Raw genomic sequence first — 24,499 nt, forward strand, 5'->3', positions numbered from 1 at the left:
TATTTATCAAATTTGATAACACCAAAAATGAGCAACTCACAGACCATTCCGGCCGTACACAAAACCGTCGCGGTGATGAAATACGTATCCGAGCGCAATGAACCGGTCACGGTGAAAGAGCTTTCCTACGGGCTGGAGATACCACCCGCCACCTGCTATCGACTGGTTAAGACCCTGCTGGAGCACAACTGGCTCCGCGAAGATCCCGCCGGTGGGCTGCGCATCGCCTTCGGTCTGGCTAACATCGCACGCTCGTATTCAGAAATCGAATACGCCCTGCACGCGCTGGAGACACCCCTGCGCCACCTGGCCGACACCGTGGAAATGTCTGCCAAGATCACCCTGCGCGAAGGCCACTACGCGACTACGGCCCTGAGGGCCGAGCCCTCACGCCCCAATGCGATCACGAGCCCCGTCGGCTACCGTTTCCACCTCGCAGTCGGCTCGGCGGCAGCCGTCCTGCTCTCCGCCCTCAGTGATGGTGAGATCAGGCGTGTCATTGATACCGCACAGCCAAACGTATGGCAGCGGCAGAGTACTGAGGATGTCTGGACGCGCATACGCGAGTGCCGTAGCAAGGGCATCAGCCACGACCTCGGCCAGCAGCATCCGTCGATCTTCGCCATTTCCACTCCCCTGCAGTTGACCGAGGACACAGTCGCCGCCGTCAGCGCCGTTGGCTGGCCGGACGATTTTGCGGGCAAAAAAGCCGACACCATCGCCCGGAAGCTCAAGCAAGCTGTAGACGAGATGCACAAGGTCCTGGGCAGCCAGGCTCCGCGCCTCGGCTAAGCCTTGACTGTACTGTAATGACAGACCGACTACACAGTGCCGACACGGGCAGCGTGCGCAGCCTCCAGGCTTTCGCGGACCTTGGCCATCGTTGACGCCTGCTGGGCGCGGACGCCCTTCATCAGGCGCTCGACGGTTTCCAGTGCGGCAGGACGATCCTCAGCGATGCGCAGCAGCGCCTCGGTGATCTCGGGGCCTTCACACAGGTCGATCTCGAAGAACCATTCGTCCATGCCGATGTCGGGCCACATCCAGCCCTTGGTGGTATCGGTCGGATGACGCAGGAAGATCGTGGGCGTGCCCAGTGCGAGCGCGAAAATCGGAGAGTGGTTATCGAGGCTCAGCACCGTGTGCGAGCGCTCATAGGTGGAGCAAGCCTCGTCGGGCAGCCAGTAGTCAGGGCGCCACACGACCTTGTCCTTGACCTCGGCGGGGATGTGCTCGTCGTACAGGCGCTTGGCCACCTCGACCTGATAGGTCATCTCGGGGCACAGCAGGACGGGCATCCCCGTCTTTTCGATCCATGCCGTAATCGTCGCGCCCATCTTCGAGAGGTCGGTATCGACATACTTGTCGCTGATGCGTCCGCGCTCACGGGTGACCGGAGTCTGCGGCTGGTGGTGGATCTCGTGGTACGGCGTGTAGCGCAGGCGCGGAATCACACTGAGAAATTCACCCGTCTTGAGCCCGTGCTTGCTCATGAAAGCGTCGGCGGAGGCATCATCGTGCAGGTCGCAGCCGAAAGCGCCATCAGGAGCAAACTCGATGCAGGGGCAGTTCACCTTCTGGAGTTGCAGATACTCCAGCGTGAGACTGTCGCGGCAGTAAACGAATTGCGACTTCTCGAGCACGGCTCGCAGGTCGGCTGAAATGTGATCTGCCGGTAAGGCACGGACAGCATCACGCTGATCCTGCAGGCTACCGCCCTCGTCCGGCTGCGTGCGAATGGCGAGGGGGTCGATCGTCACCCCATAGATGCCAAAAGGTTTGTCCGTCCGCTTGATCCAGTCTTCCAGATCGTCCTGAGCGACCACACTCGGGCCCGAGCCATGCAGGAGCAGGTCAGCCTCTTCGAGCGCACGCTCAAGGTCCTCATTATCACCGCGTCCATCGGGGCCCATCTGCCCCTGGACGATCTCCAGATCCGGGAAACGGCGCAGCAGCATTTCGCGGACACCCCGGTCCACATTACCGGCCCACAAAACGATCCGGGCCTCGGGGATGTGTTTTTCCAGCAGCGTGATCACGCCGGGTGAGTGGCCGATATCGCCGATGTTTACAGTCTGCCACGAGGAGCGTAGCAGCACACAGGGACGAGTTGCCTCGGAGGACTTGGCCTCGATGTTATTCTGAACCTTGGAAGACATGTGTGGTATAACGGATTATGACAACAGCCCAACCACTACCGAAGTTTTTCAACCTCAAACGGCCGGGATGGTGAGCGGGAGTAAATCGCTCTCCCACGTATTTCTTTAACGCTAACACATTCGTTCTTGAAGGAAACCTGAGCAACACTTAACTCGTTGAACTCCTTCAGTAACTCTTAATCATGGACCGCAAAAGCCGCAATGTCACCCTCCAGGACATCGCCGACGAGCTCAAGCTCAGCCGGTCAGCCATCTCGCTGGCGATGCGTAATCACCCCAGTATATCAAAGGAGACGAGGGAGAAGGTTCAGGAAACCGCCATGCGCATGGGCTACCGCCCCAGCCCGCTGGTCAGCGCCCTGATGACCCAGATCCGCAACAAGCGGCAGGCCAATGCAGAATCGATTGCCCTGATCAGCCGCCTGAAGGGCCCGATCACAACGGAGACCTCGGAGAGCCCCTTTTACTACATGCTCTACCAGGCGATCATCGAGCGTGCGCAGGCTAAGGGCTACCACATCGATGAGTTTCACCTCTCCGGTGAAAAACTTTCCGGACAGCGCTTGTCCAAGATATTGGTTTCGCGGGGCATCCACGGTGTTATTCTTTTCCCCGGTAACGACACACCCGACCTCGACTTCCCCCCGCTGGACTGGGAGCAATTTGCCACGGTGCTGATCGGCTACAACACCAACAACACGAACCTGCACCAGATCGCCTCGGACTACACCTACGACATCGAGTACGCGCTCAACCACGTCCGCCGGGATGGGAACCGCCGCATCGGCCTGGCCATCACCTACCGGGTCAGCAACTCCAGTAACCATGCCTGGCTCTCGCGCTACCTGCTCTTCCAAAACTTTATCCCCAAGTCCGAGCGCGTCGTCCCCTACGTACAGGAAGAAAACGGAGATATCATCCCGGAGAAATTCCTCGCCTGGTACCGGAAAGAAAAACCCGACGTCATCCTCTTTTCAGCCGACCAGATACCGGACTATATGGAAGAGGCCGGGATACGCGTCCCCGAGGATGTCCAGATGGTCAACCTCGTCCTGCGCGACCCCTCGACGGGCATGGCGGGGATGAACCCGCACACGCGCGAGGTCGGTCGCGTCAGTGTAGACCTGCTTGGGAATTTACTCCAAACGAACCAGATCGGAGTCAGCGCCTACCCGCAGAGCATTACCATCAAGGGCCACTGGGTGCCCGGTAAATCTTACATCGAAAAAACGAAACAGACACCCGCACCTTGAACGGAACCAACGGTGTACTCCTTGACGCACCCTCCACACATTTTAACACATCATTATCGTGAAACGAACCTCCTCCCCCATCCTCCTCGTTGCCCTGGTTGCACTTGCGCTCAGCACGACAGCAGCTCAGGCCGCACTTAAACTTCCCGCCCTGTTCGGTGACCATATGGTTCTCCAGGCCGGAAAACCGATCCATGTCTGGGGCACGGCCGATCCGGGCTCCCGTGTAAACGTCGCCCTCGGCATCGATGGCACAACCCGCGAGGGGCAGGCTCAGGCCGGTCCCGGTGGCATCTGGGAGGTGGACCTCGACCCGATTGAGGCATCGGCCAAATCCGGTGAGCTGACCATCACAGACAGCACCGGCGACAAGAAGGTCATCAACGATGTGTTGATCGGCGAGGTCTGGGTTTGCTCCGGCCAGTCAAACATGGCCTTCCGCCTCGTGTCCTGCAAAACCGGTGCAGAGGAGATTCCAAATGCGAACTACCCGCTCATGCGCTACTTCCGCGTCAGCCCAGAGATTTCCTACAGCCCGCTGGATGACGTAAGCGGACGCTGGGTCACCTGCACCCCGGACACGGCCAAGAACTTTTCCGCAGCCGCCTACTACTTCGGACGCGAGCTGCTCGAAACCCTCAAGCGGCCCGTCGGCCTGATCGGCACCTACTGGGGAGGCACGCCTGCCCAGGCCTGGACGAGCCTCGATGCGCTCGCTGCCGACCCGGCCCTCGCCGACTACGTGACCCAGCGCGAAGACTCCATCAAGAACATGGACAAAAACATGGAGCGCTACCGCAAAGTGTTTCTGACTAAATGGGAAAAGGACAAGGCCGCCTGGGAAGAGCAAAAGCGCACCGACCCGAAAAACGCCCCTGCCCGCGCGCCCCGCAAGCCGACCTCCCCGGACCGCAACCCCCGCGTCCCCAGTGTCCTTTTTAACGCTATGGTGCATCCGCTGCTCAACTACCCGATCCGGGGCGTCATCTGGTATCAGGCCGAGGCGAATTCCCACAACGACGCAGACGCGCAGCTCTACGCCACACTGTTCCCCGCGATGATCGAGGACTGGCGCTCCCGCTGGGGTCAGGGCGAGTTCCCCTTCCTCTTTGTCCAGCTGCCCGGCTTTGGCGGGCTCCACGGCATCGTGGAAATGCGCAAATCCCAGACCGAAACGCTTTCCCTCCCCAACACCGGCATGGCGGTCGCCATCGACCTGGGAGAAAAGAAAGACATCCACCCGAAGCGTAAGCTCGAAGTCGGCGACCGCCTCGCACGCATCGCTCTGCGCGACGTATACGGGCAGGCCATTGTCGCCAGCGGCCCGCAGCCGGAGTCTGCTTCGCGCGACGGCTCTACGGTCAATCTCACCATGCAGGATGAGACCGGCAAACTTTTGATCAAGGGCGACAGCCTGAACGGCTTTGAGCTGGCCGGAGAAGACGGTGTCTACTACCCGGCACAGGCACAGCTGGACGGTATGACCGTCGTTCTCTCCTCCGACAAGGTCTCACAGCCACAGAGTATCCGCTATGCCTGGGCCAGGTACCCGGATGCCACGCTGTTCAATGCCGAGGAGCTGCCTGCCGCGCCCTTCCAATTCGAGATCATTCAAGCTAAACAGTAATCTACGCCACTGCCCTTTATGTCGCGGACCGAAGCATCTACACCTGCTGATAAACCCTGGCTGAACGCCACCCTGCCCCTAGAGGAACGTATCGAGCTGCTGCTCGGCGCGATGAGTCTGGAGGACAAGGTCGGTCAGCTGATTCAGTATCCGTTTAAGGCCCCCGCAAAGGCTGAGCCTGCGGACCTGGATGCGATTCGCGGCGGGCGCATCGGCTCGCTGATTCTGGCCGGTTCCGCTTGGGCCGGGCATGGCCAGTCGAACCCGCTGGACCCTGAAGCGCTGAACGCGGTGCAGCGCATGGCCGTGGAGGAGAGCCCGCTGGGCATCCCGCTCATCTACGGCCGCGATGTCATCCACGGGCACGCGACCGTACTCCCCATCCCACTGGCCCAGGCTGCCAGTTTTGACCCAGCACTGATCGAGGAAGCTTCGAGCTGTGTCGCGCGCGAGGCCCGGGCCCAGGGCGTACACTGGGCCTTTGCCCCGATGGTCGACCTCTGCCGTGACCCGCGCTGGGGGCGCATCATCGAGGGCTATGGGGAAGACCCGCTGCTCGGCTCAGAGTGTGGCTCCGCGGTTGTCCGTGGCTATCAGGGGGACTCGCCCGCATCAGGTGATCGCATGATCGCCTGCGCCAAGCATTTCTGTGGCTACGGCGGGGCCGAGGGTGGCCGCGACTACGACACCACGGAGTGGACCGATGACTCCCTGCGCAACTACGTGCTCCCGGCCTTCGCGGCTACGGTCAAGGCCGGCGTCGGCAGCCTCATGTCCGGCTTTAACGCCATCGGCGGCACCCCGGTCAGCTCCAGCAAGACCTGGCTGCGCGAGTGGCTGAAGGAGCAACAGGGATTCGACGGATGCGTGGTCAGCGACTGGGGAGCTGTCGGCGACCTAATCTACCACGGCGTCGCTGCGGACGGTGCCGAGGCCGCTGCACTCGGCCTGGAAGCAGGTGTCGATATGGAAATGATTCGCGAGCACTTCGAGGATGAGCTGCCAGGTCTGCTTGAGAGTGGACGCATCCAATCATCGCAGGTCGACGACGCCGTCCGCCGCGTCCTGCGCATGAAGTTCCGCTCCGGTATCTTTGAAAAGCCCTATGTCGAGGCTGACCTCTACGCGTCGGTCCGCCGCCGTGAGGATCACGTCAACACCGCCCGCAAGGTTACTTCGAAGTCGATCGTACTCCTGAGCAACAAGGACAAGCTCCTGCCTCTCGCCCCGAAGCAAAAACTCAAGGTCGCAGTGCTCGGCCCCTACGCCTCGGCTCAGGGGCAGCATCTGGGTGCCTGGTGTCTGGACGGGAATCCCGCAGACGTCACCTCGATCCTCGACGGCCTGAAAGCTGCGGCCCCGGACTGGGAAATCCTGACATCCGACCCGGCCTTTACGGACGAAATGCTTTTTAACGCCTCGCTGGCGGATATCGTTATCGCCTGCGTCGGGGAGAGCCCCTGCCGCACCGGCGAGGTACACTCCATCGCTGAGTTGACCCTGCCCCCGGGACAAGAAGAACTGATCGAGTCTCTCGGCCAGCTGGGTAAGCCGCTCGTCGTCGTACAGTGCAGCGGGCGCCCCCTGCCCTCCCCGGCTGCCGACCACTACGCCTCCGCCTGGCTGCTGGCCTGGCACGGCGGCACTGAGGCCGGCACGGCCATTGCCGATATCATCACCGGGCAGACGGCTCCCAGCGGGCGGATGCCGATGTCCATGCCGCGCACGACAGGCCAGATCCCCTGCTACTACAACCGCCGCCGCCCCGGTAAAATCCGCCAGATGCCGAACTACCGCTACCATCAGGACGTGCAGGACACCCCGCTCTTTCCCTTTGGCTACGGGCTCGGCTATACGGAGTTCACCTACTCGGACACGACGGTCAAAATCCTCGCCGCCGCCGCCAGTGGTGAGCCCAGCGTGGAGCTTTCGGCAACGATCACCAATACCGGCCCAAGCGCGGGCGAAACCGTCGCCCAGTGCTACGTACGTGATGAGCACGCCCAGGTGGCGCGCCCCGAACGCGAGCTAAAGGGCTTCAAGCGGGTCGCACTCGCCCCTGGCGAAAAGCAGACCGTGAGCTTTACCCTGGGCCGCGACACGCTCGGCTACTTTGGCCAGGACGGCACCTATCGGGTAGACCCCGGTGCGTTTGCCGCCGCCATCGGCGCTGATGCCACCGTGCCGCTCGTGAGCTTCGATGTGTAGTTTATTTCGGATACACTAGGGCTTACCAAAATCTTTCAGATCGCGCGAACCGCGCCCTGACCGCTCTCATCCACGGGAGCTGTAGATGTAGCTTTCCTCGCCATGATCGGTGAGGTCGAGGCCCGTGTCTTCATCGTCCGCGCTATGACGCAGGCCGATCGTTGCGCGCAGGATTAAACCAATGATTACCGTGGCCACGGTAGCGAGCGCGATAGTCAGCCCGACCGCCGCCAGCTGCGAGAGCCAGAGCATATGGTGCTCAAGCGCGCTACGCAGGCCGTTGGCACTACAGATGTCGCTCACGAGCGCCGGGTTGGCACGCTCCGTCGCAAAAACTCCGGTCAGGATGGCCCCGAGCGTCCCTCCGACCCCGTGTACTCCGAAGGCGTCCAGCGCATCATCGTAGCCGAGCAGACGCTTCATATAGGTGACGGCAAAAAACGGCACAATCCCCGCGATAATCCCGAGCACGACAGCCCCCGAGGCATCGACATAACCTGCCGCCGGTGTGATCACCACCAGCCCGCCGACCGCCCCCGAGCAAAAGCCGAGCACGCTCGGTTTTCCCTTGAGCAGGGTTTCCATCAGCCCCCAGGTAAAGGTCCCCACCCCTGCGGCCAGGGTGGTCGTCATAAAGGCATTTGCGGCGATACCATCAGCGGCGAGCGCGCTGCCCGCATTAAAGCCATACCACCCGAACCACAGCATCCCGGTACCCACCATGCACAGCACCATATTATGCGGGGGCATCGGCTCGGAGCCGTAGCCCATACGCTTACCCAGCAGGATGCACAGGATCAACGCCGACCAGCCCGAGGACATGTGCACGACCGTCCCCCCGGCGAAGTCCAGCGCGGGGATCACGGCGTCGGCGTTACCGATACCGTTCATAAATCCGGTCGATCCCCAGATCATGTGCGCCAGCGGAAAATAAACTACAAACATCCAAACCAACACGAAACACATCGAGGCCCGAAACTTGATCCGCTCAGCCGTGGAACCAAAAATGAGCGAGGCGGTGATGATGGCAAACGTCAGCTGGTAGATGCAGAAAACACTCTGCGAAATCCACACCGAGTAATCCCCGTTCGGGGCGGCCCCCACTCCCCGTAAAAAGAAGTACTCGCTGCCCCCGAGAAATGGGCTGTCGAAATTTGTCCCGAAAACCAGACTGTATCCGACCGCCCACCACAGCAGCGTTACCACCCCAGCGCAGCCCAGACAGGTCGCCGCGATTGAGAGCGCGTTTTTCTCCCGCACCATCCCACCATAGAACAGTGCCAACCCCGGCAATGTCATGAAGAGCACGAGCGCACCGGAGGTCATCATCCAGCCGGTGTGTCCGGGGCCGGGAAAACCCTCGACATTACTGCCCGCGGGGTCCTCGTTTCTCATGTACGCCTCCAGCCCGGCCACGCGCTCCTCCAGGCTAGGGCTCTCGGCGGGAGCGGAAGCTTCCTGCGCATGCGAGGTAAATGCTGCCGTCCACAGCACAGCGATCAGCCCCCATCGCAACCACGCACCGAGCCACCCCCTGCACAAGCCATAGCGTGAATACCGAAAGTCGAAGAACGTTAGTAAGCTGGGCCCCATACCGTTGCCAAGCAACTCCCATGCCCCCTCAAACCGAAGTACCGCATGCCAAAACCACCCGACTCTAAACACCAGCCATCAAGCACTTGCACGATTGCAAGGTCGGCGGTTTTGATCCCTTACCCCTCGGCGGAGATAATTCAGACCATGAGCAAACTCCGTCTATCCCATCCACTTTTCAGCACTGCCCTTGTGCTTGGTTCCGTATTTGCAACGACCGTAGCGACGCAAGCCGCTGTGATCGATGACGCGCCTCTGGCCGAAGGGCCCGGCAATATCATCGCGAACTATCGCGGCATCTACCTCACGGCCTCCGGCAGCACACCGGCAGCAACGATCGAGGCGCTGGACAACGCCTACTCCATGCACGACTACAGTGGTGCCACAAACGGAAGCAACGTCTTCGCCTTCACAAACAATACGCTGCCCGACATCCAGATCAGCTCGCAGTCGAGCTTCACGACTTTCGGTACGACCATCACCAACACTTCCTGGCTCAGCTCGACTCCGAACGCCTATCGGATCCAGCTCCCCACCGACACAACAACCGCCTACACGATGAGCATCGACTTTGGCAGCTGGGACAGCGGCAGCTCATCCTTCACCGATAATGTTAATGCGGTAAGCGCGGCAGCCTTCACCCTCACCGCCCCGCAGGAGCGCTTTAAGGCCATCACCTCGATGGTGGTAAATTTCGTCTCAGCCACCGATGAAGTGCTCTCCAGCCAAACCATCCTGAGCAGCTCGCTAGACACCAGTTCCTCAGTCACGCGCGTCCTGTACTTCGGCTATGAGTCTGACTCGAACGACATCTCGTCCATCTCCATCACCTTTAATGTCGAGGCAGATGCCGAAGCGGTTTCACCACTGGTCGGTCTCAACGACCTGACCTTTACGACGATCCCCGAGCCTTCCACCTCGGCGCTCGGCCTGCTTGGCGCAGCTTTGGCCGCAGCAGTATTTATCCGGCGTCGCCGCTCCTGAGCGACACGATCTTTCGATCAAGCGGCAGGTGACTCACCTGCCGTTTTTTTATGCAGTCATGCAGAGCCCTCAAGACACCGTGGCGATGCTACCGGCTGATCCGTTGGGCAGCTTGAAGTCCGCCCCGGCAGCCTGCCCCAGGATCGCAGCGCCTATGGGCGACTGGGCGGTGATCACCGTCACCTCCGTACCGTCCACATCCAGCGTCTCACCGCCACCTACGGGCGAGAGGTAGAACCACTCCCGGTAGCGTCCCAGCTTACACTGGACAAGGGCGCCGCGCAGGGCGGTTTCACGGGGAGCCGTCAGCTCATCACGCAGGCTATCGAGACGGCTGACGGCCTCGGCCAGCTCCCGAGCATGCGAGGCCTGCCCGGCGGCCAGATACGATGCCTCCAGCCCCTGCGTATCGTACTTGGACTCGGCCCGTGACTCGTCATTGGTCGCGTAGTCGGCTGCATCTCGTGAGGCCCCTACCGCCGCCTCCAGCTCCGCACGGAGCTTTTCGCGCAGGGTTTCAAATACCTGGGTCTTGTCCATCCTGCTAGTGAATCCGAAAAGCTCGCCGACTAAAGCTAAAAAGATTCTTTCCGCACCGGGATAAGCAGACCTGAATGCATTTCCCGCAAAAACAAGACTCGCCCCCGGTGGGCAGAATGCGTGACATTTGCGGGCTGTGCTTCTGACACTACGAAAGATCTGCCTCGCCTATGGCGGGGCTCCCCTGCTCGACGACACCGCGCTCGTGCTCGACACCGGCGAGCGCGCCTGCATCGTGGGCCGCAATGGCGCGGGCAAGTCTACCCTTATGCGCGTAGTCGCCGGGCATATCCAGCCCGACAGCGGTGAGATGATCCAGGCTCCCGGCACGCATGCCGCCTTTCTGCCGCAGGAGATCCCGGACAACCTCAGCGGCACGGTCGGCGAGATCGTCACCAGGGCCCTGCACGAGCTTGGACTGCCCGAGTGGGAGGCTGAGCACCGGCTGGAGCGCACGCTGGAGCAGATGCAGCTACCGGCCGATCCGTATTTCGAGAGCCTCTCAGCCGGGATGAAGCGCCGCGCCCTGCTGGCCCGTGAGCTGGTGCGCGAGCCCGAGCTGCTCCTGCTTGATGAGCCCACCAACCACCTCGACATCGAGGCCATTGCCTGGCTGGAAACCTTCTTAAAAGGCTACCGCGGGGCCGTGCTTTTCGTGACGCACGACCGGGCCTTTCTCCAAAACGTCGCCACCCGCATCCTCGACCTGGACCGTGGGCAACTCACGAGCTGGGACTGCGACTACCAGACCTACCTCCAGCGCAAGGAGGAGTGGCTCGCCGCCGAGGAAAAGAACCGCGCCGTCTTCGATAAAAAGCTGGCCCAGGAAGAGGCCTGGATCCGCCAGGGCATTCAGGCCCGACGCACCCGCAACGAAGGCCGCGTGCGTGCCCTCAAGCGTATGCGTGAGGAGCACCGAGCCCGCCGCGACCGCACCGGAGCCGCCCGGTTGACCTTCGAACAGGCCGCTTCCTCCGGGGCCAAGGTCATCGACGCCAAGGACGTGAGCTTCGCCTACGGCGAGCGCCCGATCATCCGCGACTTTACCGACGCGATCATGCGCGGAGACAAGATCGGGATCGTCGGCCCCAACGGAGCTGGCAAGTCTACCCTGCTCAAGGTTCTCCTCGGCGAGCTCACACCGACCGCCGGGAGCGTACGCCTCGGCACGAGCCTCCAGATCGCCTACTTCGACCAGACACGCGAGGCGCTGGTCGAGACAGAGACCGTGCAGGAGGCCGTCAGCGACGGTAACGAGTTCATCTCGATCAACGGCGCACGCCGCCACATTCTCAGCTATTTGCAGGACTTCCTCTTCCCGCCGGAGCGCGCGCGCAGCCCGATCTCCATGCTCTCCGGTGGCGAGCGCAACCGCCTCCTGCTGGCCCGGCTTTTCACCCAGCCCTTTAATCTGCTGGTGATGGACGAGCCGACCAACGACCTCGACCTCGAAACACTCGAACTACTCGAAAACCTCTTGGTGGAGTTCTCCGGCACGCTGCTGCTGGTCAGCCACGACCGGGCCTTTCTGGATAATGTAGTGACAGATATCTACGTACTCGAAGGCGGCGGCACGATCCGCGCCTGCGTCGGAGGCTATCAGGACTACCTGCGTGAGAAAACATCCGCCACCCGCGCCACGCAAACCGCTAAAGCCGCCGCCAAACCCAAGGCCGGAAGCCGCCCCGAAAAGCCCCGCAAGTTTCTCAATCGCGAACGCTGGGAACTGGAGGCCATCCCTGCCGAAATCGAAAAACTTGAGACCGAGGCCGCCGCGCTCTCCGAACGTCTCTCCGACCCGCAGACCTACGCCAACGCTGCCGACGAAGTGCCCGCCCTCAAACAACGCCTCGAACAAATCGAAGCCGAAACCGCCGTCAAATTCGCCCGCTGGGAGGAACTCGAAGCCCTCCGCGAAGAACTCGAAGGCTAAACGAGTTAGGCTGGGCTTATGCAGCCCAGACCCGCAGCAGGAACAGCCTGCACTTTCGATGCTGCGCATCGTGTCAGCGATTAGTGAAAACAGAGAATCTGTTTTCACTAATCGCTGAGCAGAGCATCCAAACTGGAGTGACACATTTAGGATGCCCTGAAATAGGAACAAACTGCGTGTGGCTATTTTCCTGAAAAAGCCAGGGTGATCCGAGGCATCACGGGTCCAGGGCTATGTCCTGGTGGGGCAGTGAACGCAGTGAGCGATGGGGCACAGCCCCATCATTGTCCAGTGCGGTCACGCACCGGGCCGTGCGGGAGGGATGAGGAGGTGCTCTTCGGGGCGTAGCGGTCGTGGAGCTGGTCCACGAGGTACTCGAAGAAGATGTAGGTGTCGAGATCGTCGTAGGTGTACTGCGGGTGGTACTGCGTGCCGACCATGTTCTTATACTTGTAGGCATCGACGATCTTCTGGTCCTTGAGGACTTCGGAGAAATATTCGCTCGCCACGGCCTCACCCTTCTCGACTTTCTCGTTGTAGTTGGAGAGCGGGTGATAGGAGATCACCTCCAGCGTCTGCGGGATCGGCTCGACCAGTGCGAGGGAGTGCTGGAAGTCCTTGTTGATATACATGCCGGAAACGTCTTTGCCCTCGGCGTACTCTGCGGGGACCTCGTAGGCGACGATCTTGTAGTCCTTGTAGTCCGAGCCCTTGTCCTGCGTGTAGAGGTGCTTGCCGATGCGCCAGGTCTCCTCCGGGATCGGGCAGCCAGTGCCCTTGGAAATCTTCAGCTCCACATCGCCATGGCCGCCTTCCTTGAAGTCGAAAAGACGCCCGAGGTGGCCACCGGCGTGGATGTACCCGATCTGGGAACCGTGGCAGGTGCCCCACACCATCTTATCCTGAGCAAAGGCGGCATCGATGAAAAACAGCCCGTAGATGGTCTCGATGATGTCCTTGTCGATAGCGCCGTCGGGGGTCTCGATCTCGGTCACACCGGGCTTATAAAACATCGGGTGCGCGCCGTAGGTGTCGCTCGATTCAATGATGAGAAACTGGTACGGTTCCATGAACTCGTAGATGCCGTTGTAAGTCTCAGCCAGTGAGGAGTCCGGGTTCTTCTCGATGTAGGCGTGGATGTCCTGCAGGAGGGTATCGGTCTGGGGGTCGGCTTTCTTGATCTCGACCACTTCGGGCACGCAGTGTTGCAGCAGATCCAGCAGCGCCTCCTGTTCCTCTTTGGTCTTGCCGGTGAACTTGGCCTGGAAGGGGTTGAAAAGCGTGAAGTTGAACTTCAGGTCCGGGGTGAACTCCTTGGCTGCCGTGCGGAAGGCATAGAAAATCTCGGGCTGCATGCGCGTGTGATTACGCGACGGAATCACGACCGTGTTGATCTTGATCGGCTCCTGCGAGACCTCCGCCGCACTGAGAGCAACAGCGTTGGTAAAGAGGATGAATACCAAAAGTGGCTGGAGGAATACGCGCTTCATGGCTGCCAGCATGCTAGCTGAAACCATGCAGACAAGCCTAGAGTCCTTGCCCTATCTCTCGTCGTCGCGGATGCGCGCGGTCGCCCAGAGGCGAAAAGCCTCCAACTCCGGCGGCAGTGCCCCGGAAGCCAGCACCCAGGAAAAGGTCCGCTTCAGGCGCAGGGCAGGCTTCTCCACCACGGCCAGTCGCCCCAGTGCCAGCTCCTGGCCGATCGTACGCCGAGGTAGCAGCGCAATCCCCAGACCGGCCAGCGCAGCCCCTCGCAGCGCAAGCGTACCGCCCAGCACAAAGTCCGTGCGCAGCTCTGAGACCGGTACGCCCCGGCGGCGAAAAGCATCCTCGACCACGCGCCGCGTGCCCGATCCCGGCTCGCGCCACAGCAGAGGCAGCTTGGCCAGCTCACGGGTCGTCGAGGCGGCTTTCAGCTTTTTTAAAATCTCACGCGGCAGACGCTCGGGTGAGTATACTGGCACGATCACATCGGTCGCAAAAGGCTCCAGATGAAGACCCGCCGCCCGGCGCAGCCCCTCGACCGCCCCCAGAGCGACCCGCCCACTTCGCACCGCCCCGAGCACTTCATCGGTGTTGCCCACTCGCAGCTCCAGCCCCGGAACGCCACGCGTACGCGCGTACTCGGCCAATAGCTGCGGCAACACAAAATCCGCCAGCGTCGTGCTGGCAGATAACCGTAGCGGCCCTGCCAATCGCGCCCCTGCCGCCGGATCGACCGCCTCCACCGCCTCACGCAGGACCTTGGGGAGCTTACGGGCCACTGGCAGCAAACGCCGCCCGGCCTCGGTCAGGCTCATCCCCTGAGCCGAGCGATCAAAGAGCGCCTGTCCCACCGCGTCCTCCAGCCGCCGTAGCCGGGCCGATAGCGCGGGCTGGGAAACATGCATGGCACGCGAGGCAGCCAGCACGCCCCCGCACTCGGCCACCTGTAGAAAAGTGTCCAGCCACTCGGGGTCCATTCGCGGATAGGAAGATTTCATGGCAATAATTAAAACAAATAACCTATCGAAAACTAAGATTACCCTGATTCGTTGGCAAGCGGATATACTCGCACCCATGCTTGAGAGCACAGAGAGCGAAACCGATGCCGGCATGCTGGCAAAACTGACCCCCTGGCTGCTGCCGGTCGGGGTGCTGGTGTGTGCCGCGTTTGGGCTCACGGGGGCGCTGGCCCTCGCCCTCGGGGTCGGTGCGGCATTTATCGGTGCCAACACCGCCCCCGAGAGCTGGCACAAGCGCGCTCACTGGCTCCTGCAGGGGTCGGTGGTCGCACTGGGGGCAGGCATTGAGCTGCCCGTGGTGGCGCGGGCAGGACTGGACGGGCTGGGCGTGACCTTGATCAGCATCAGCGCCATCCTCCTGATCGGAAACTTTATCGGCCGCCTGCTTGGCGTGCCCCGTCACACGCGCCTGTTGATCAGTGCGGGTACGGCCATCTGCGGGGGCAGCGCGATTGCCGCCGTAGCCGGGGTGCTCAAGCCCCGCCAGCACGAGACCGCCGCCGCGCTGGGGATCGTATTCATCCTCAACGCCGTGGCCCTGATCCTCTTTCCTTTTATCGGGCACCTGCTGCACATGAGCCAACCGGCCTTCGGCTGGTGGGCCGCACTGGCCATCCACGACACCAGCTCAGTAGTCGGCGCAGGCATGGCCTACGGGCCGGAAGCCCTGACACTGGCCACCACGATCAAGCTCGCACGCGCTCTGTGGATCGTGCCGGTGGCATTCCTGATCGCGCATCTGGAGAGCCGCCACTGTAAAGCCACAGGCACCGCCATCTCGGGAGCCGATGCCAAGGGCAAGTTCCCGTGGTTCATCCTCGGTTTTATCGCACTGGCTGCGCTGAGGTGGGCCGTACCCTCACTCGCTCCGGCTGGGGACTGGATATCGCTGGCCGGTCGCCACGGGCTGAGCGCCGCGCTCTTCCTGATCGGCGCGGGCCTGAGCCCCGTGGCCCTGCGTAAGGTCGGCTGGGCACCCGCGGTTCTCGGCCTCGGGATCTGGATTCCCACCGCCGCTATCGCCCTGGTTTTTGTCGTGGTTTGCCATTAAAAGGCGCTCGCCCATGCCGATGCCCCAAAATCATTCTAAAGATTTATCTTGCCAGATGGGCAATAATACTATGCCTATCCGCCTTCACACAACGGCAGGCGGAAGCTTTTACGATGCTTTCCCAGCCTTTCCCTGATTCGGTCAAGACGGTGAGCGATTTGTTTCGGGCAATTAGATACTAGCAATCCTCATCGAGCCCTTGAGCAGCGGCTGTAAGCTGCCACACAGACCTATGACCGACTATTCCTTCAAGGATCTTGCCTTGGCGGCGCCGCTTGAACGTGCGTTGACCGAAAAAGGCTACACGAATCCCTCCCCCATCCAGGCGGAGGCTATCCCCGTCCTGCTGCGCGGCCACGACCTGCTCGCCTGCGCCCAGACCGGGACCGGTAAGACCGCGGCCTTTGCCCTGCCCATGCTGCAGCGCCTCTACGAGGAGAACCGCCGACCGCAGCAGCGCGAAGTGCGCACGCTCGTCCTCTCCCCCACCCGTGAGCTGGCCGTGCAGATCGCCGACAGCTTCCGTGCCTACGGCAAGCACATGCGCCTCAGCGTGAGCCTGGCCTATGGCGGTGTCGCCCAGAGCCCGCAGCGTCGCGCCCTCAAGAACGGTGTCGATGTCCTCGTGGCCACACCGGGCCGCCTGCTCGACCTCTATCAGCAGGGCTGCATGGACCTTTCCGGGGTGCACACCTTTGTCCTGGACGAAGCCGATCACATGCTGGACATGGGCTTTATCCATGACATCCGCCGCATCGCCAAGGAGCTTCCCCGCGAGCGCCAGACCCTGATGTTTTCCGCCACCATGGCGAACTCGATCGCCGAGCTGGCAGAGCGCCTGTTGAAGAACCCGCGCCAGATCCGCATCGCCCCAGCCGCCACCACCGCCGAAAAGGTTGAGCAAAAGGTGTACTTCGTCGAGCACGCTAACAAGCGCGACCTCCTCGTCCACCTGCTCAACGATCACGCCGATGGCAACCCGGACGAGCTGCGCCTCATCTTTACCAAGACCAAGCACGGTGCCAACCGACTGGCCACGCAGCTGACCCGCGACGGCATCGCCGCGGACGCCATCCACGGCAACAAGTCTCAGGCTGCCCGCCAGAAGGCACTCGACCGCTTCCGTAAACGCGAAATCAGCGTCCTCGTAGCCACCGACGTGGCCGCACGCGGGATCGACGTCAAGGACATCACCCTGGTGGTCAACTTTGACCTGCCGATGGAGCCGGACAGCTATGTCCACCGCATCGGCCGTACCGCCCGTGCCGGTGCCAGCGGCCTGGCCGTCTCCCTCTGCTGTGGCGAACAGCTCTCGCTGCTCATGGCCGCCGAGCGCCTCATCGGCTACAGCGTGCCCGAGGATTCTGACCATCCCTTCCACGCCGAGCCGATCGCTATCCGCCACCGCAACCCGAGCAAGCGCCGCGATGATCGTGCGCCGAGCGGCAAGCGTGGGCCGAGCTTCAGCAACGGACCGCGTAAGAAGAACTTTCGGCGGAACAACAAGCACATGGACCGCAAGGGTCGCCGTCGCGCCCCCAAGGCAGCCCAGGCTTAATCCGCCGTTTCATCCCCGCCGGAGACTTGCTTACGGCGGGGGTGGAACTGCGCATGCTGGCTGGCCAGCGAGTCCGTCTTCACGGCGGTATAGATCTGCGTGGTCGAGATGTCCGCGTGACCCAGCATTTCCTGAATGGCACGCAGGTCGGCGCCATTCTCCAGCAGATGCGTGGCAAAGGAGTGACGCAGCAGGTGCGGCTTGACGGGCTTATTGATCCCGGCCGTAGCGGCATGCCTGCGCAGGTTTACCCAGAAGGTTTTGCGGGACAGCGCACGCCCCCACTGGCTTAGAAATAAATCGCTGCCGGTACGCGGCTTGACCAGCTTCGGGCGGGCTACATCAAGGTAGCGCTCAAGCGCGGTGACGGCCTTTGAGCCGACGGGCACGACGCGCTCCTTTGAGCCTTTACCAAAGATCCGCACAAAGCCCTCGTCAAGATCCACCGCCTGCAGCGGCAGTCCGCACAGCTCGGATACACGCAGCCCGCTGGAGTACATCAGCTCCAGCATGGCCCGGTCACGCAGCCCCTGCGGGCTATCCTCATCGGGCGCATCGAGCAGGCGCTCGACCTCCTCCGCGCTGAGCGTACCGGGGAGCTTGCGGTGCAGCTTCGGGCTGTCCAGCAGCTCGCAGAAGTCTTTCACGCACACACGCTCGCGTACGAGGAACTTGGCGAACATGCGCAGCGCGGAGAGCTTGCGGGCGACCGTCGCCGGCTCGTAGTCGAGCTTGGCCAGCTCACTCATCCAGCCTTCCAGATGCTTACGCTCGACACCCGCCCACTCCATCACCCCCTTGGCCTTGAGGTATTCCCAGACATGCGCGAGGTCATTGCCGTAGGCCTCCACCGTGTTATTCGACAGACCGCGCTCCGTCTCCAGGTAGAGCAGGAAATCATCTACCAGCGGATCGGATATCGTATAGCGCGGAGGGGTCGCAGACATGGGCGCAATAAAGACAACGCATCCCGAGTCCGCAAATTTTTTATGTCCATTTTAGGGCATTTCGATTAATCTACCATGAAACGAGATTGCGCACTCGCTGTCGGACAGGCAAGGCACTCATGGCGAAGGCTGGGCTCGAAGCCCTGTCTCGCCATGAGTAACGCCGCATGACCTCAGCGAAGCGCAACTCATGATGAGCGAGTCACTTTTAATTTTGAACAGCGTTGCTCCGAGCGCGAAGGGCTTCCAGCCCTCCTTTGCTCGGAGTCGCCTTGTTCAAAATCACAATTGCTCTCGTCTCGCTCATGGGAGGTTAATCGAAGTGCCCTTTATACGAAAGCGGAATCGCCCCATCGGTCGTTGATCAAGCGAATCCAAACCAAAACGTCCCCATAAAGCTTCCCGCGCGAAGTCCGTTTTTTGGATTTACCCGCCGGGCATCAGGGAGTTAGCATACTCAGATCACTATGCCTTCGGATACGAAGACCACGCTCAAGCCGACCGACCTGCGCGGCATCCTCGAATATGTGCCGCAGTTCCGCGACCACGTCTTTGTCATCGCGCTGGATGGCTCGATCATCGACGACGAGAACTTCTCCAACGTGATGACGGACATCGCCGTCCTGCGCAGCCTGAACATCGACATCGTGCTCGTGCACGGGATCGGGCGGCAGATCAAGCGTCTGGCCGAGGACAGCGGTATCCCCATCAGTGATGCCCATGGCAGCGGCCCGACGGATGAGGCCACGCTGGAGATGGCCGTCGCCGCCTCCTCGGAGGTAGCCGAGACCTTGACCCGTGCCCTCACTCAGAACGGCCTGCGCTATGTCGTGACCAACGCCGTGCGCGCCACCGAGATGGGCGTGATCCGCGGTAAGGACCTCGGCCACACCGGTAAGGTGGACCGGCTCGATGAGCGCTTGATCCGGCTCATGCTCTCCGAGGGGGTCGTCCCGGTGTTCTCGCCACTGGCCTTCGACCGCGACGGGCAGCCCTGCCGCCTCAACTCCGACCAGCTGGCCAGTGAACTGGCCATGCGCCTCAACGCCTCGAAACTGATCTACCTCACGCCCTTCCCCGGCCTCGTGGTCGAGGGCGCTCCCCTGCTGAACGTCCCGCTGGACGAGCTCCAGGCCCTCATCACCAAGCACAAGAAGAGCCTCGACGAGCGCCTGCTCTCGAAGGCTTCCTGTGCCGCACGCACGCTGGAGGCAGGCACTCCACGCGCCCACATCCTCGACGGGCGCATCTTTGGCGGGCTGCTGACCGAGATATTTGATAAGGTCGGGCTGGGCACGATGATCCACGCCAACGACTACCAGCAGATCCGGGCCGCCCGCAAAAAGGACGCAGCCAGCATCTTTGCCATCACCCGTAACGCCGCCAAGAGCGAGACGCTGCGCACCCGTACCCGCCACTCCATCGAGGAGGCGATCGGACACTTTTACGTTTACGAAATCGACGAGAGCATCGTGGGCTGCTTCAGCCTGATGCCGCTGGAGGACAAGACCGTCGAGCTCGGCGCTGTGCTCGTACAGCCCTTTTATCAGGGGCGTGGCGTCGGCCTGAAGCTGGTCGAGTTCGCCTGTCTGGAGGCTCGCCGGATGAAAGCAGACCGCGTGATCGCCCTGAGCACGCAGGCCGGGAACTTTTTCCGCGACATCGCCGGGTTCTCCGAAGGTAGCGAAACGGACCTCCCGAAAGCCCGCCGCGAAGACTACAAGGCCAACGCGCGCCGCTCACGCATCTTTGTCAAAGCCCTCGCCCCCGCGCGTAAAAAGCGCACCAAAGCGTAGACGGGCACCAGCCAGCGACCACATCAGGGCGTCTTGACCGGGGACGTATTTCCGGCGAAGAGCTGCTGGTAGATTCGGTTTGTCGGCGCGGGCAGCTTTGCTATCGAGAAGCCTTCGGCTTTGACCTTATAGGGGCCGTAGCGATAGCAGGCAGCCAGCAGGGGATAGGAGAATTTATTGTGCTGCTCCAGGAACTCCTTGCAGAAGGCCAGATAGTCGATGGCCACGTAGACGTTCGAGTACCAGTTCCAGGCAAACCGATAGGAGCTGTTGCTGACCTCGTGCCAGGCGACCTTGCTGAGCTGCATCATCCCGTGGGCGTAGCCGGAGTTCGCCATCGGGTTGAGACCGCTCTCGGCCTTCGCGATGGCATAAACGAATGCTGGATCGATCCCCTGCTTGGGAGCCTCAGAGGAAATATAGCTCCAGACTCGCTGCGGGGTAGCCTCTTTGCGGGCCAGGGGCCGGTAGGTCAAACCATCGACACAACCAAGGATCGCCCCCACTGCTAAACAGACCAGACAGAAACGAACGGGGTCCTGAAGCAGCTTTTTCATGAGGAGGGAGGTGTTGGGCTGTACTTGCGGCGAAGCTTCCAGATCTCGCGCGCGTCAGCGATGAGGCTTTTCAGCGTAGCCGGTGTGATCGACTGTTTCGGATCATCACCGATGCCGCACTTCGGGTCGATGTGTGTCTCCACGACGATGCCATCGGCCCCATAGGCCATCGCGGCAAGCGCCGCTCCCGGCACAAAGGCCGCACGCCCCACCGAGTGAGACGGGTCCACGATGACTGCGGCCCAGGTCTTTTCCTTTAAAAGCTGCGTAATGGACTCGTCCGGATGGTTACGGTAGCCATCCATCGAGGGGAGTGTACCGCGCGGACAAAGGAGCACATTCGGATTTCCGGCGGAGACGACGTACTCAGCCGCCGCCAGAAACTCATCGACCGGGGCCATCGGGCGTCCACGCTTGAGCAGGACAGTGGTGTTCGAGCCCGCCGTGCGCGAGCCGATGTGGCGCAGGAGCGGATAGTTAAGCGCATTGCGGGCACCCACCTGCACCACGTCGACGCCGGCGTCGAGCACGATGCTCAAATGCTCGGGCTCCATGACCTCGGTGTTGATGGCCAGGCCGGTCCGGGCGCGCGCCTCCAGCAGGATGTCGAGCGCGGCGTTGTCCCCCTGGTAGGAGTACGGCATGGTGCGGGGCTTCCAGACACCTCCGCGCAGGACATGGCCACCCGCTTCTTTGACCGCCTCAGCGGTTTCATAGAAAAGGTTCGGATTCTTCGGGTCGATGGTGCACGGGCCTGCGATAAAGAGCGGCTCAGCGCCGACCTCGACCCCACCGAGCCGGAGCTTACCGTCGGCCAGCGTGGACTTGATGTCCATCAGCTTGTAGGGAGAGTCGATCGCATCCACCCGCGCTACGTAGTCGAGGCCGAGGATGCGGTTGATCATGGTCTCGTGACGTTCGTCACCGAGGATCGCGTAGATGCTGCGTTCGGCACCGACGATGGTCTGTATGCGGCAGCCGAATTCGCTCACGATTTTTTCAACCTCAAGCAGTTGCTCTGGCGTGAGGCGGGATGCGCGGGGGATGATCATGAGAGAGAATGGGTGAGAGGATCAGGAAAAAGTCAAACGGTCAGCGGTGGTGCTTGCCGTGGTGAGGGGAGTTGCCGGAGCCATGATGTCGGTGCACATGGGGCACTCCGGCACGTGAAGGACGCACACCCGGCAGGTTAAATTTCAAGCGCGAGAGTTTAGCATTACCGCCCAGAATCTGCTGAAATTCATCCGGTAGCGGTGACTCGGCCCGAAACTTCTGGAGCTTGCCCTCATAGAGAAAATCAAAGGCGAGCAGCCCGGCATGGAGATAGAGCCGGTCCATATCCAGCGCCTGAGCGATGGTGCGATTCATGCGAAAATCTCCGTACGTCCGGTCTCCGAGGATGGGGAAGCCCCGCTTGGAGGTCTGGATACGCAGCTGGTGCGTACGCCCGGTGGCAGGTATCAATTGGATCAGGCTCAGGCCCAGGCGGTTGGCGTCATTTTTGACATAATGCATGCGGCAGCGCATTTCAACCGGGCGCCCTCCCCCGGTATTATGCCCGCCGGGCTTACCGCTGTAGGGCATGGCTGCCGGGCTCATCCGATCCACCCAGTTGTCCTGGGAAGGCGGACGACCGCGCACGATGGCGTGATAATGTTTTTCCATCCGGTGCGTGCTAAAGAGCTCTCGCACGGTTTGCGCCATCTCGGAGTTCTGCGCGAGCAGGATAACGCCCGAGGTAGCCGAGTCGAGACGATGGCAGAGGTATAGCTCATCACCGGCCTCGGGGAGATCGTAGTAGCGCTCGGTCTCGTGATCGTAGTGGGAGGCAACCAGCGAGCGGTGCTTGTCGCGGCGGCCATTCGGATGAGAGAGCACGCCGACCGGTTTCTCCAGCGCGATCAACCCTGCCGGATGCACCGCCAGCACTCGGACACCATCCCCGAGCGGATAACGAGTCTCCCATGCCTGATCGTCCATGGCTAACGATAGAGGAAAGTAATGCGGATGGTCTGGCTGTCGCCGAGGCTGGCCACCATCTCCTTTGTCCACGGGCCATAGGGGGCACGCGAGAGGATGGCATCCTGCACGATGAGCGTGGCCGGGCGGCTGGCACTCGTATAAAGCACCTTCAGGTCCACGACGCGGCCATCGCGGTTGAGCTCGTACTCGACCACGACCTTCGTACCGATGTCGGAATTGGCGTAGTTGTACTGGCGGCCGAGCAGGTTCCACTGCGCGGAGATCGCCTCCCGCATGCGCTGCAGGTAGCCGCCAAATTCGCTGAAATTCGAGTCAATGGCCAAGGCCCCCATGCGGCTGGCCGAAACGGGGTTCTGCATGAGCGGGCCGGGCGGCACCTTAAAGTTAATCCTTGGGCGGGCCTTCGGGACGGGCTGGCCCTGCGGGGCCTGCTGCGCGGGGGTGACCTCCTCCATCTGGACCTCGATCTGGCGCTGCGGACGCGGAGCCGGCGCGGGCTCGACGGTCTTCTCTGCGGGCGTCTCGGGCACTTCTTCGGCCTCACCGGCCTTATCAATACTGGGAGCGCCCTCCTCCTCGATCGCTTCCTGCTCAGGCATCCGGGGTGCCTCCTCCTGCGGGGCTTCGCGCGCATCGCTCTCGGCCGGTTCCTCGACCGGTTCGGTCATCTCCTGCGGCTCGGGCGGCGTCTGCTCGGCAGGCTCTGGCTGCTGTGGCATGGGCTGGGCATCGGGAAGCCCTTGCGGAACAGGCGGTGGTGAAGGCTCTTCGAACAGATCGCCGGTGACGATCTTCTCCGAGTCGGGCATCTCGCCGTCGACTTTCGGGGCGTCCGAGTTTTGAGTCGGATCGGGCTGCTCCTGCGCGGCTACCTGATCCTTGGAGGAGAAATTCTGCGTATCCTCGGGCTTTTCCTCGACGACGTTCGGATTCGTCTCGACGAAACGCTCCGGCGGGGGCGGCGCCTCGACCAGCTCCACCTCCATGGGCGGGTTGGGCTTATCCGGCTCAATGGTTTGAAAGGCGACATCCGGCCACGGCACCACGTAGATGAGCAGCAGGTGAAAGATGACCGTAGCGGCCAGGCCGATACTGACGGAGCGCCGGTAAGACTGCCGCCCATACTCGGATTCGCGGTCCCAGCGCGGCCATTGGGCGGGCTTGCGTTGGGGCGGCGGCAGCGGTGCGGTCGTCATGTCAGGCGGAGCTTTTCGAGCAGGTGCAGCCGGTCAAGCAAGTCCAGGAGGAACTCGGTCGGCAGGCCCATGACGTTGTTCAGGGACCCCTCCAACCCGGCGATAATCATATCTTTCCCCTCCTGAATACCATAGGCCCCGGCTTTGTCCAGCGGATTGACGAGCGAGAAGTATCGAGTGATGGCTTCATCGTCGAGTGGCTTAAAGGTAACGGCACTGGTAACAGCGTGGCATTCGTCGATCCCAGCAGTGGCTCCCAGCAGGCAGACACCGGTGTAAACGGTGTGCGTACGACCGGCCAGACGGCGGAGCATGGCCCGGGCGGCATCCATATCCGCAGGCTTGTGTAAAACCTCGTCATCGAGCGCGACAACGGTGTCAGAGCCCAGAACAAGGGCCTCGGGGCGGCGTTCGCTGACATGAGCGGCCTTGATCCGGGCATTGTGCAGGACGGTTTCCCGCGGGCAGGAGGCCGGGTCCTCGTGCTCCTCGACCTGGGCCGGGTCCACGGCGAAGCGTAGCCCCGCCTGCTCCAGCAGGTGGCGGCGGCGAGGGGATGCCGAGGCGAGAATGAGCATATCGAACATGGACGCCCCCAGCCTTGGCCCTC

The 24,499-nt window shown here is 61.9% G+C and carries 20 protein-coding genes; 9 read left to right on the plus strand and 11 right to left on the minus strand.

Going from position 1 to position 24,499, the window contains the following annotated elements:
- Positions 1-27: 27 nt before the first annotated feature.
- Positions 28-792, plus strand: coding sequence for a helix-turn-helix domain-containing protein (locus K0V07_RS14635; RefSeq protein ID WP_220622131.1), 765 nt, complete (start codon positions 28-30; stop codon positions 790-792).
- Positions 793-821: 29 nt separating this feature from the next.
- Here K0V07_RS14635 and K0V07_RS14640 read toward each other — a convergent pair whose 3' ends face one another.
- A complete protein-coding gene (locus K0V07_RS14640; protein WP_220622132.1) occupies positions 822-2,159 on the minus strand; it encodes a polysaccharide pyruvyl transferase family protein in 1,338 nt (445 codons plus the stop codon).
- 182 nt (positions 2,160-2,341) lie between these two features.
- Between K0V07_RS14640 and K0V07_RS14645 the strand changes: the two genes are divergently transcribed.
- Genes K0V07_RS14645 through K0V07_RS14655 form a run of 3 tightly spaced genes read left to right on the plus strand, consistent with a single transcriptional unit; the run spans position 2,342 to position 7,247 of the window.
- A complete protein-coding gene (locus K0V07_RS14645; RefSeq protein WP_220622133.1) occupies positions 2,342-3,412 on the plus strand; it encodes a LacI family DNA-binding transcriptional regulator in 1,071 nt (356 codons plus the stop codon).
- A 58-nt stretch (positions 3,413-3,470) separates the two neighbouring features.
- On the plus strand, positions 3,471-5,039 hold the full coding sequence (locus tag K0V07_RS14650; protein ID WP_220622134.1) for a sialate O-acetylesterase: 1,569 nt from the start codon (positions 3,471-3,473) through the stop codon (positions 5,037-5,039).
- 18 nt (positions 5,040-5,057) lie between these two features.
- A complete protein-coding gene (locus tag K0V07_RS14655) occupies positions 5,058-7,247 on the plus strand; it encodes a glycoside hydrolase family 3 N-terminal domain-containing protein (protein WP_220622135.1) in 2,190 nt (729 codons plus the stop codon).
- 66 nt (positions 7,248-7,313) lie between these two features.
- Here K0V07_RS14655 and K0V07_RS14660 read toward each other — a convergent pair whose 3' ends face one another.
- Complete coding sequence (locus K0V07_RS14660; protein WP_220622136.1) at positions 7,314-8,741, minus strand: ammonium transporter; 1,428 nt, start codon at positions 8,739-8,741, stop codon at positions 7,314-7,316.
- Positions 8,742-8,987: 246 nt separating this feature from the next.
- On the opposite strand from K0V07_RS14660, the gene K0V07_RS14665 reads away from it, so the two are divergent.
- Complete coding sequence (locus K0V07_RS14665) at positions 8,988-9,824, plus strand: PEP-CTERM sorting domain-containing protein (protein ID WP_220622137.1); 837 nt, start codon at positions 8,988-8,990, stop codon at positions 9,822-9,824.
- Between the two features lie 69 nt (positions 9,825-9,893).
- On the opposite strand, the gene K0V07_RS14670 is transcribed toward K0V07_RS14665, so the two are convergent.
- Entirely contained in the window at positions 9,894-10,364 is a 471-nt protein-coding gene (locus K0V07_RS14670; RefSeq protein ID WP_220622138.1) for a hypothetical protein, read from the minus strand.
- 136 nt (positions 10,365-10,500) lie between these two features.
- On the opposite strand from K0V07_RS14670, the gene K0V07_RS14675 reads away from it, so the two are divergent.
- Positions 10,501-12,297: an ATP-binding cassette domain-containing protein gene (locus K0V07_RS14675; RefSeq protein ID WP_220622139.1), complete on the plus strand. Its 1,797-nt coding sequence runs from the start codon at positions 10,501-10,503 to the stop codon at positions 12,295-12,297.
- Positions 12,298-12,578: 281 nt separating this feature from the next.
- On the opposite strand, the gene K0V07_RS14680 is transcribed toward K0V07_RS14675, so the two are convergent.
- Both K0V07_RS14680 and K0V07_RS14685 read right to left on the minus strand, forming a co-directional pair.
- A complete protein-coding gene (locus K0V07_RS14680) occupies positions 12,579-13,814 on the minus strand; it encodes a hypothetical protein (protein WP_220622140.1) in 1,236 nt (411 codons plus the stop codon).
- A gap of 24 nt (positions 13,815-13,838) precedes the next feature.
- On the minus strand, positions 13,839-14,780 hold the full coding sequence (locus tag K0V07_RS14685) for a LysR family transcriptional regulator (protein WP_220622141.1): 942 nt from the start codon (positions 14,778-14,780) through the stop codon (positions 13,839-13,841).
- Between the two features lie 76 nt (positions 14,781-14,856).
- Between K0V07_RS14685 and K0V07_RS14690 the strand changes: the two genes are divergently transcribed.
- Positions 14,857-15,852, plus strand: a complete 996-nt coding sequence (locus K0V07_RS14690) for a putative sulfate exporter family transporter (protein WP_220622142.1) — start codon at positions 14,857-14,859, stop codon at positions 15,850-15,852.
- Positions 15,853-16,084: 232 nt separating this feature from the next.
- Complete coding sequence (locus tag K0V07_RS14695; RefSeq protein WP_220622143.1) at positions 16,085-17,410, plus strand: DEAD/DEAH box helicase; 1,326 nt, start codon at positions 16,085-16,087, stop codon at positions 17,408-17,410.
- Here K0V07_RS14695 and xerD read toward each other — a convergent pair.
- A complete protein-coding gene (xerD, locus tag K0V07_RS14700) occupies positions 17,407-18,357 on the minus strand; it encodes a site-specific tyrosine recombinase XerD (RefSeq protein ID WP_220622144.1) in 951 nt (316 codons plus the stop codon). The genes K0V07_RS14695 and xerD overlap by 4 nt on opposite strands.
- Positions 18,358-18,824: 467 nt before the next feature.
- Here xerD and argA point away from each other — a divergent pair, with 467 nt between their 5' ends.
- Positions 18,825-20,153, plus strand: coding sequence for an amino-acid N-acetyltransferase (argA, locus tag K0V07_RS14705; RefSeq protein ID WP_220622145.1), 1,329 nt, complete (start codon positions 18,825-18,827; stop codon positions 20,151-20,153).
- A 23-nt stretch (positions 20,154-20,176) separates the two neighbouring features.
- On the opposite strand, the gene K0V07_RS14710 is transcribed toward argA, so the two are convergent.
- Genes K0V07_RS14710 through K0V07_RS14730 form a run of 5 tightly spaced genes read right to left on the minus strand, consistent with a single transcriptional unit; the run spans position 20,177 to position 24,476 of the window.
- Positions 20,177-20,710: a transglycosylase SLT domain-containing protein gene (locus K0V07_RS14710; RefSeq protein WP_220622146.1), complete on the minus strand. Its 534-nt coding sequence runs from the start codon at positions 20,708-20,710 to the stop codon at positions 20,177-20,179.
- The gene (locus K0V07_RS14715; RefSeq protein WP_220622147.1) at positions 20,707-21,762 is read right to left on the minus strand and encodes a hypothetical protein; all 1,056 of its coding nucleotides are present in this window, start codon (positions 21,760-21,762) and stop codon (positions 20,707-20,709) included. The genes K0V07_RS14710 and K0V07_RS14715 overlap by 4 nt, the downstream gene beginning before the upstream one ends.
- Before the next feature lie 40 nt (positions 21,763-21,802).
- The gene (locus K0V07_RS14720; RefSeq protein ID WP_220622148.1) at positions 21,803-22,690 is read right to left on the minus strand and encodes an RNA pseudouridine synthase; all 888 of its coding nucleotides are present in this window, start codon (positions 22,688-22,690) and stop codon (positions 21,803-21,805) included.
- A gap of 2 nt (positions 22,691-22,692) precedes the next feature.
- The gene (locus tag K0V07_RS14725; protein WP_220622149.1) at positions 22,693-23,889 is read right to left on the minus strand and encodes a hypothetical protein; all 1,197 of its coding nucleotides are present in this window, start codon (positions 23,887-23,889) and stop codon (positions 22,693-22,695) included.
- Positions 23,886-24,476 (minus strand): Maf family protein, encoded by a 591-nt coding sequence (locus K0V07_RS14730; RefSeq protein ID WP_220622150.1) that lies wholly within the window; start codon positions 24,474-24,476, stop codon positions 23,886-23,888. Before K0V07_RS14730 ends, K0V07_RS14725 begins: the two co-directional genes overlap by 4 nt.
- Positions 24,477-24,499 lie beyond the last annotated feature (23 nt).

The organism is Ruficoccus sp. ZRK36 (assembly GCF_019603315.1).
Classification (GTDB): Bacteria; Verrucomicrobiota; Verrucomicrobiia; order Opitutales; family Cerasicoccaceae; genus Ruficoccus.

What these genes read in the sequence shown, in the direction of transcription:
- K0V07_RS14720 (WP_220622148.1), bottom strand. Translation starts at nt 22,690, where the DNA reads ATGGACGATCAGGCATGGGAGACTCGTTATCCGCTCGGGGATGGTGTC.
- K0V07_RS14645 (WP_220622133.1), top strand. Translation starts at nt 2,342, where the DNA reads ATGGACCGCAAAAGCCGCAATGTCACCCTCCAGGACATCGCCGACGAG.
- K0V07_RS14695 (WP_220622143.1), top strand. Translation starts at nt 16,085, where the DNA reads ATGACCGACTATTCCTTCAAGGATCTTGCCTTGGCGGCGCCGCTTGAA.
- K0V07_RS14715 (WP_220622147.1), bottom strand. Translation starts at nt 21,762, where the DNA reads ATGATCATCCCCCGCGCATCCCGCCTCACGCCAGAGCAACTGCTTGAG.
- K0V07_RS14635 (WP_220622131.1), top strand. Translation starts at nt 28, where the DNA reads ATGAGCAACTCACAGACCATTCCGGCCGTACACAAAACCGTCGCGGTG.
- K0V07_RS14730 (WP_220622150.1), bottom strand. Translation starts at nt 24,476, where the DNA reads ATGTTCGATATGCTCATTCTCGCCTCGGCATCCCCTCGCCGCCGCCAC.
- K0V07_RS14685 (WP_220622141.1), bottom strand. Translation starts at nt 14,780, where the DNA reads ATGAAATCTTCCTATCCGCGAATGGACCCCGAGTGGCTGGACACTTTT.
- K0V07_RS14690 (WP_220622142.1), top strand. Translation starts at nt 14,857, where the DNA reads ATGCTTGAGAGCACAGAGAGCGAAACCGATGCCGGCATGCTGGCAAAA.
- K0V07_RS14710 (WP_220622146.1), bottom strand. Translation starts at nt 20,710, where the DNA reads ATGAAAAAGCTGCTTCAGGACCCCGTTCGTTTCTGTCTGGTCTGTTTA.
- K0V07_RS14670 (WP_220622138.1), bottom strand. Translation starts at nt 10,364, where the DNA reads ATGGACAAGACCCAGGTATTTGAAACCCTGCGCGAAAAGCTCCGTGCG.
- K0V07_RS14665 (WP_220622137.1), top strand. Translation starts at nt 8,988, where the DNA reads ATGAGCAAACTCCGTCTATCCCATCCACTTTTCAGCACTGCCCTTGTG.
- K0V07_RS14725 (WP_220622149.1), bottom strand. Translation starts at nt 23,889, where the DNA reads ATGACGACCGCACCGCTGCCGCCGCCCCAACGCAAGCCCGCCCAATGG.
- K0V07_RS14680 (WP_220622140.1), bottom strand. Translation starts at nt 13,814, where the DNA reads ATGGTTTCAGCTAGCATGCTGGCAGCCATGAAGCGCGTATTCCTCCAG.
- K0V07_RS14655 (WP_220622135.1), top strand. Translation starts at nt 5,058, where the DNA reads ATGTCGCGGACCGAAGCATCTACACCTGCTGATAAACCCTGGCTGAAC.
- xerD (WP_220622144.1), bottom strand. Translation starts at nt 18,357, where the DNA reads ATGTCTGCGACCCCTCCGCGCTATACGATATCCGATCCGCTGGTAGAT.
- argA (WP_220622145.1), top strand. Translation starts at nt 18,825, where the DNA reads ATGCCTTCGGATACGAAGACCACGCTCAAGCCGACCGACCTGCGCGGC.
- K0V07_RS14640 (WP_220622132.1), bottom strand. Translation starts at nt 2,159, where the DNA reads ATGTCTTCCAAGGTTCAGAATAACATCGAGGCCAAGTCCTCCGAGGCA.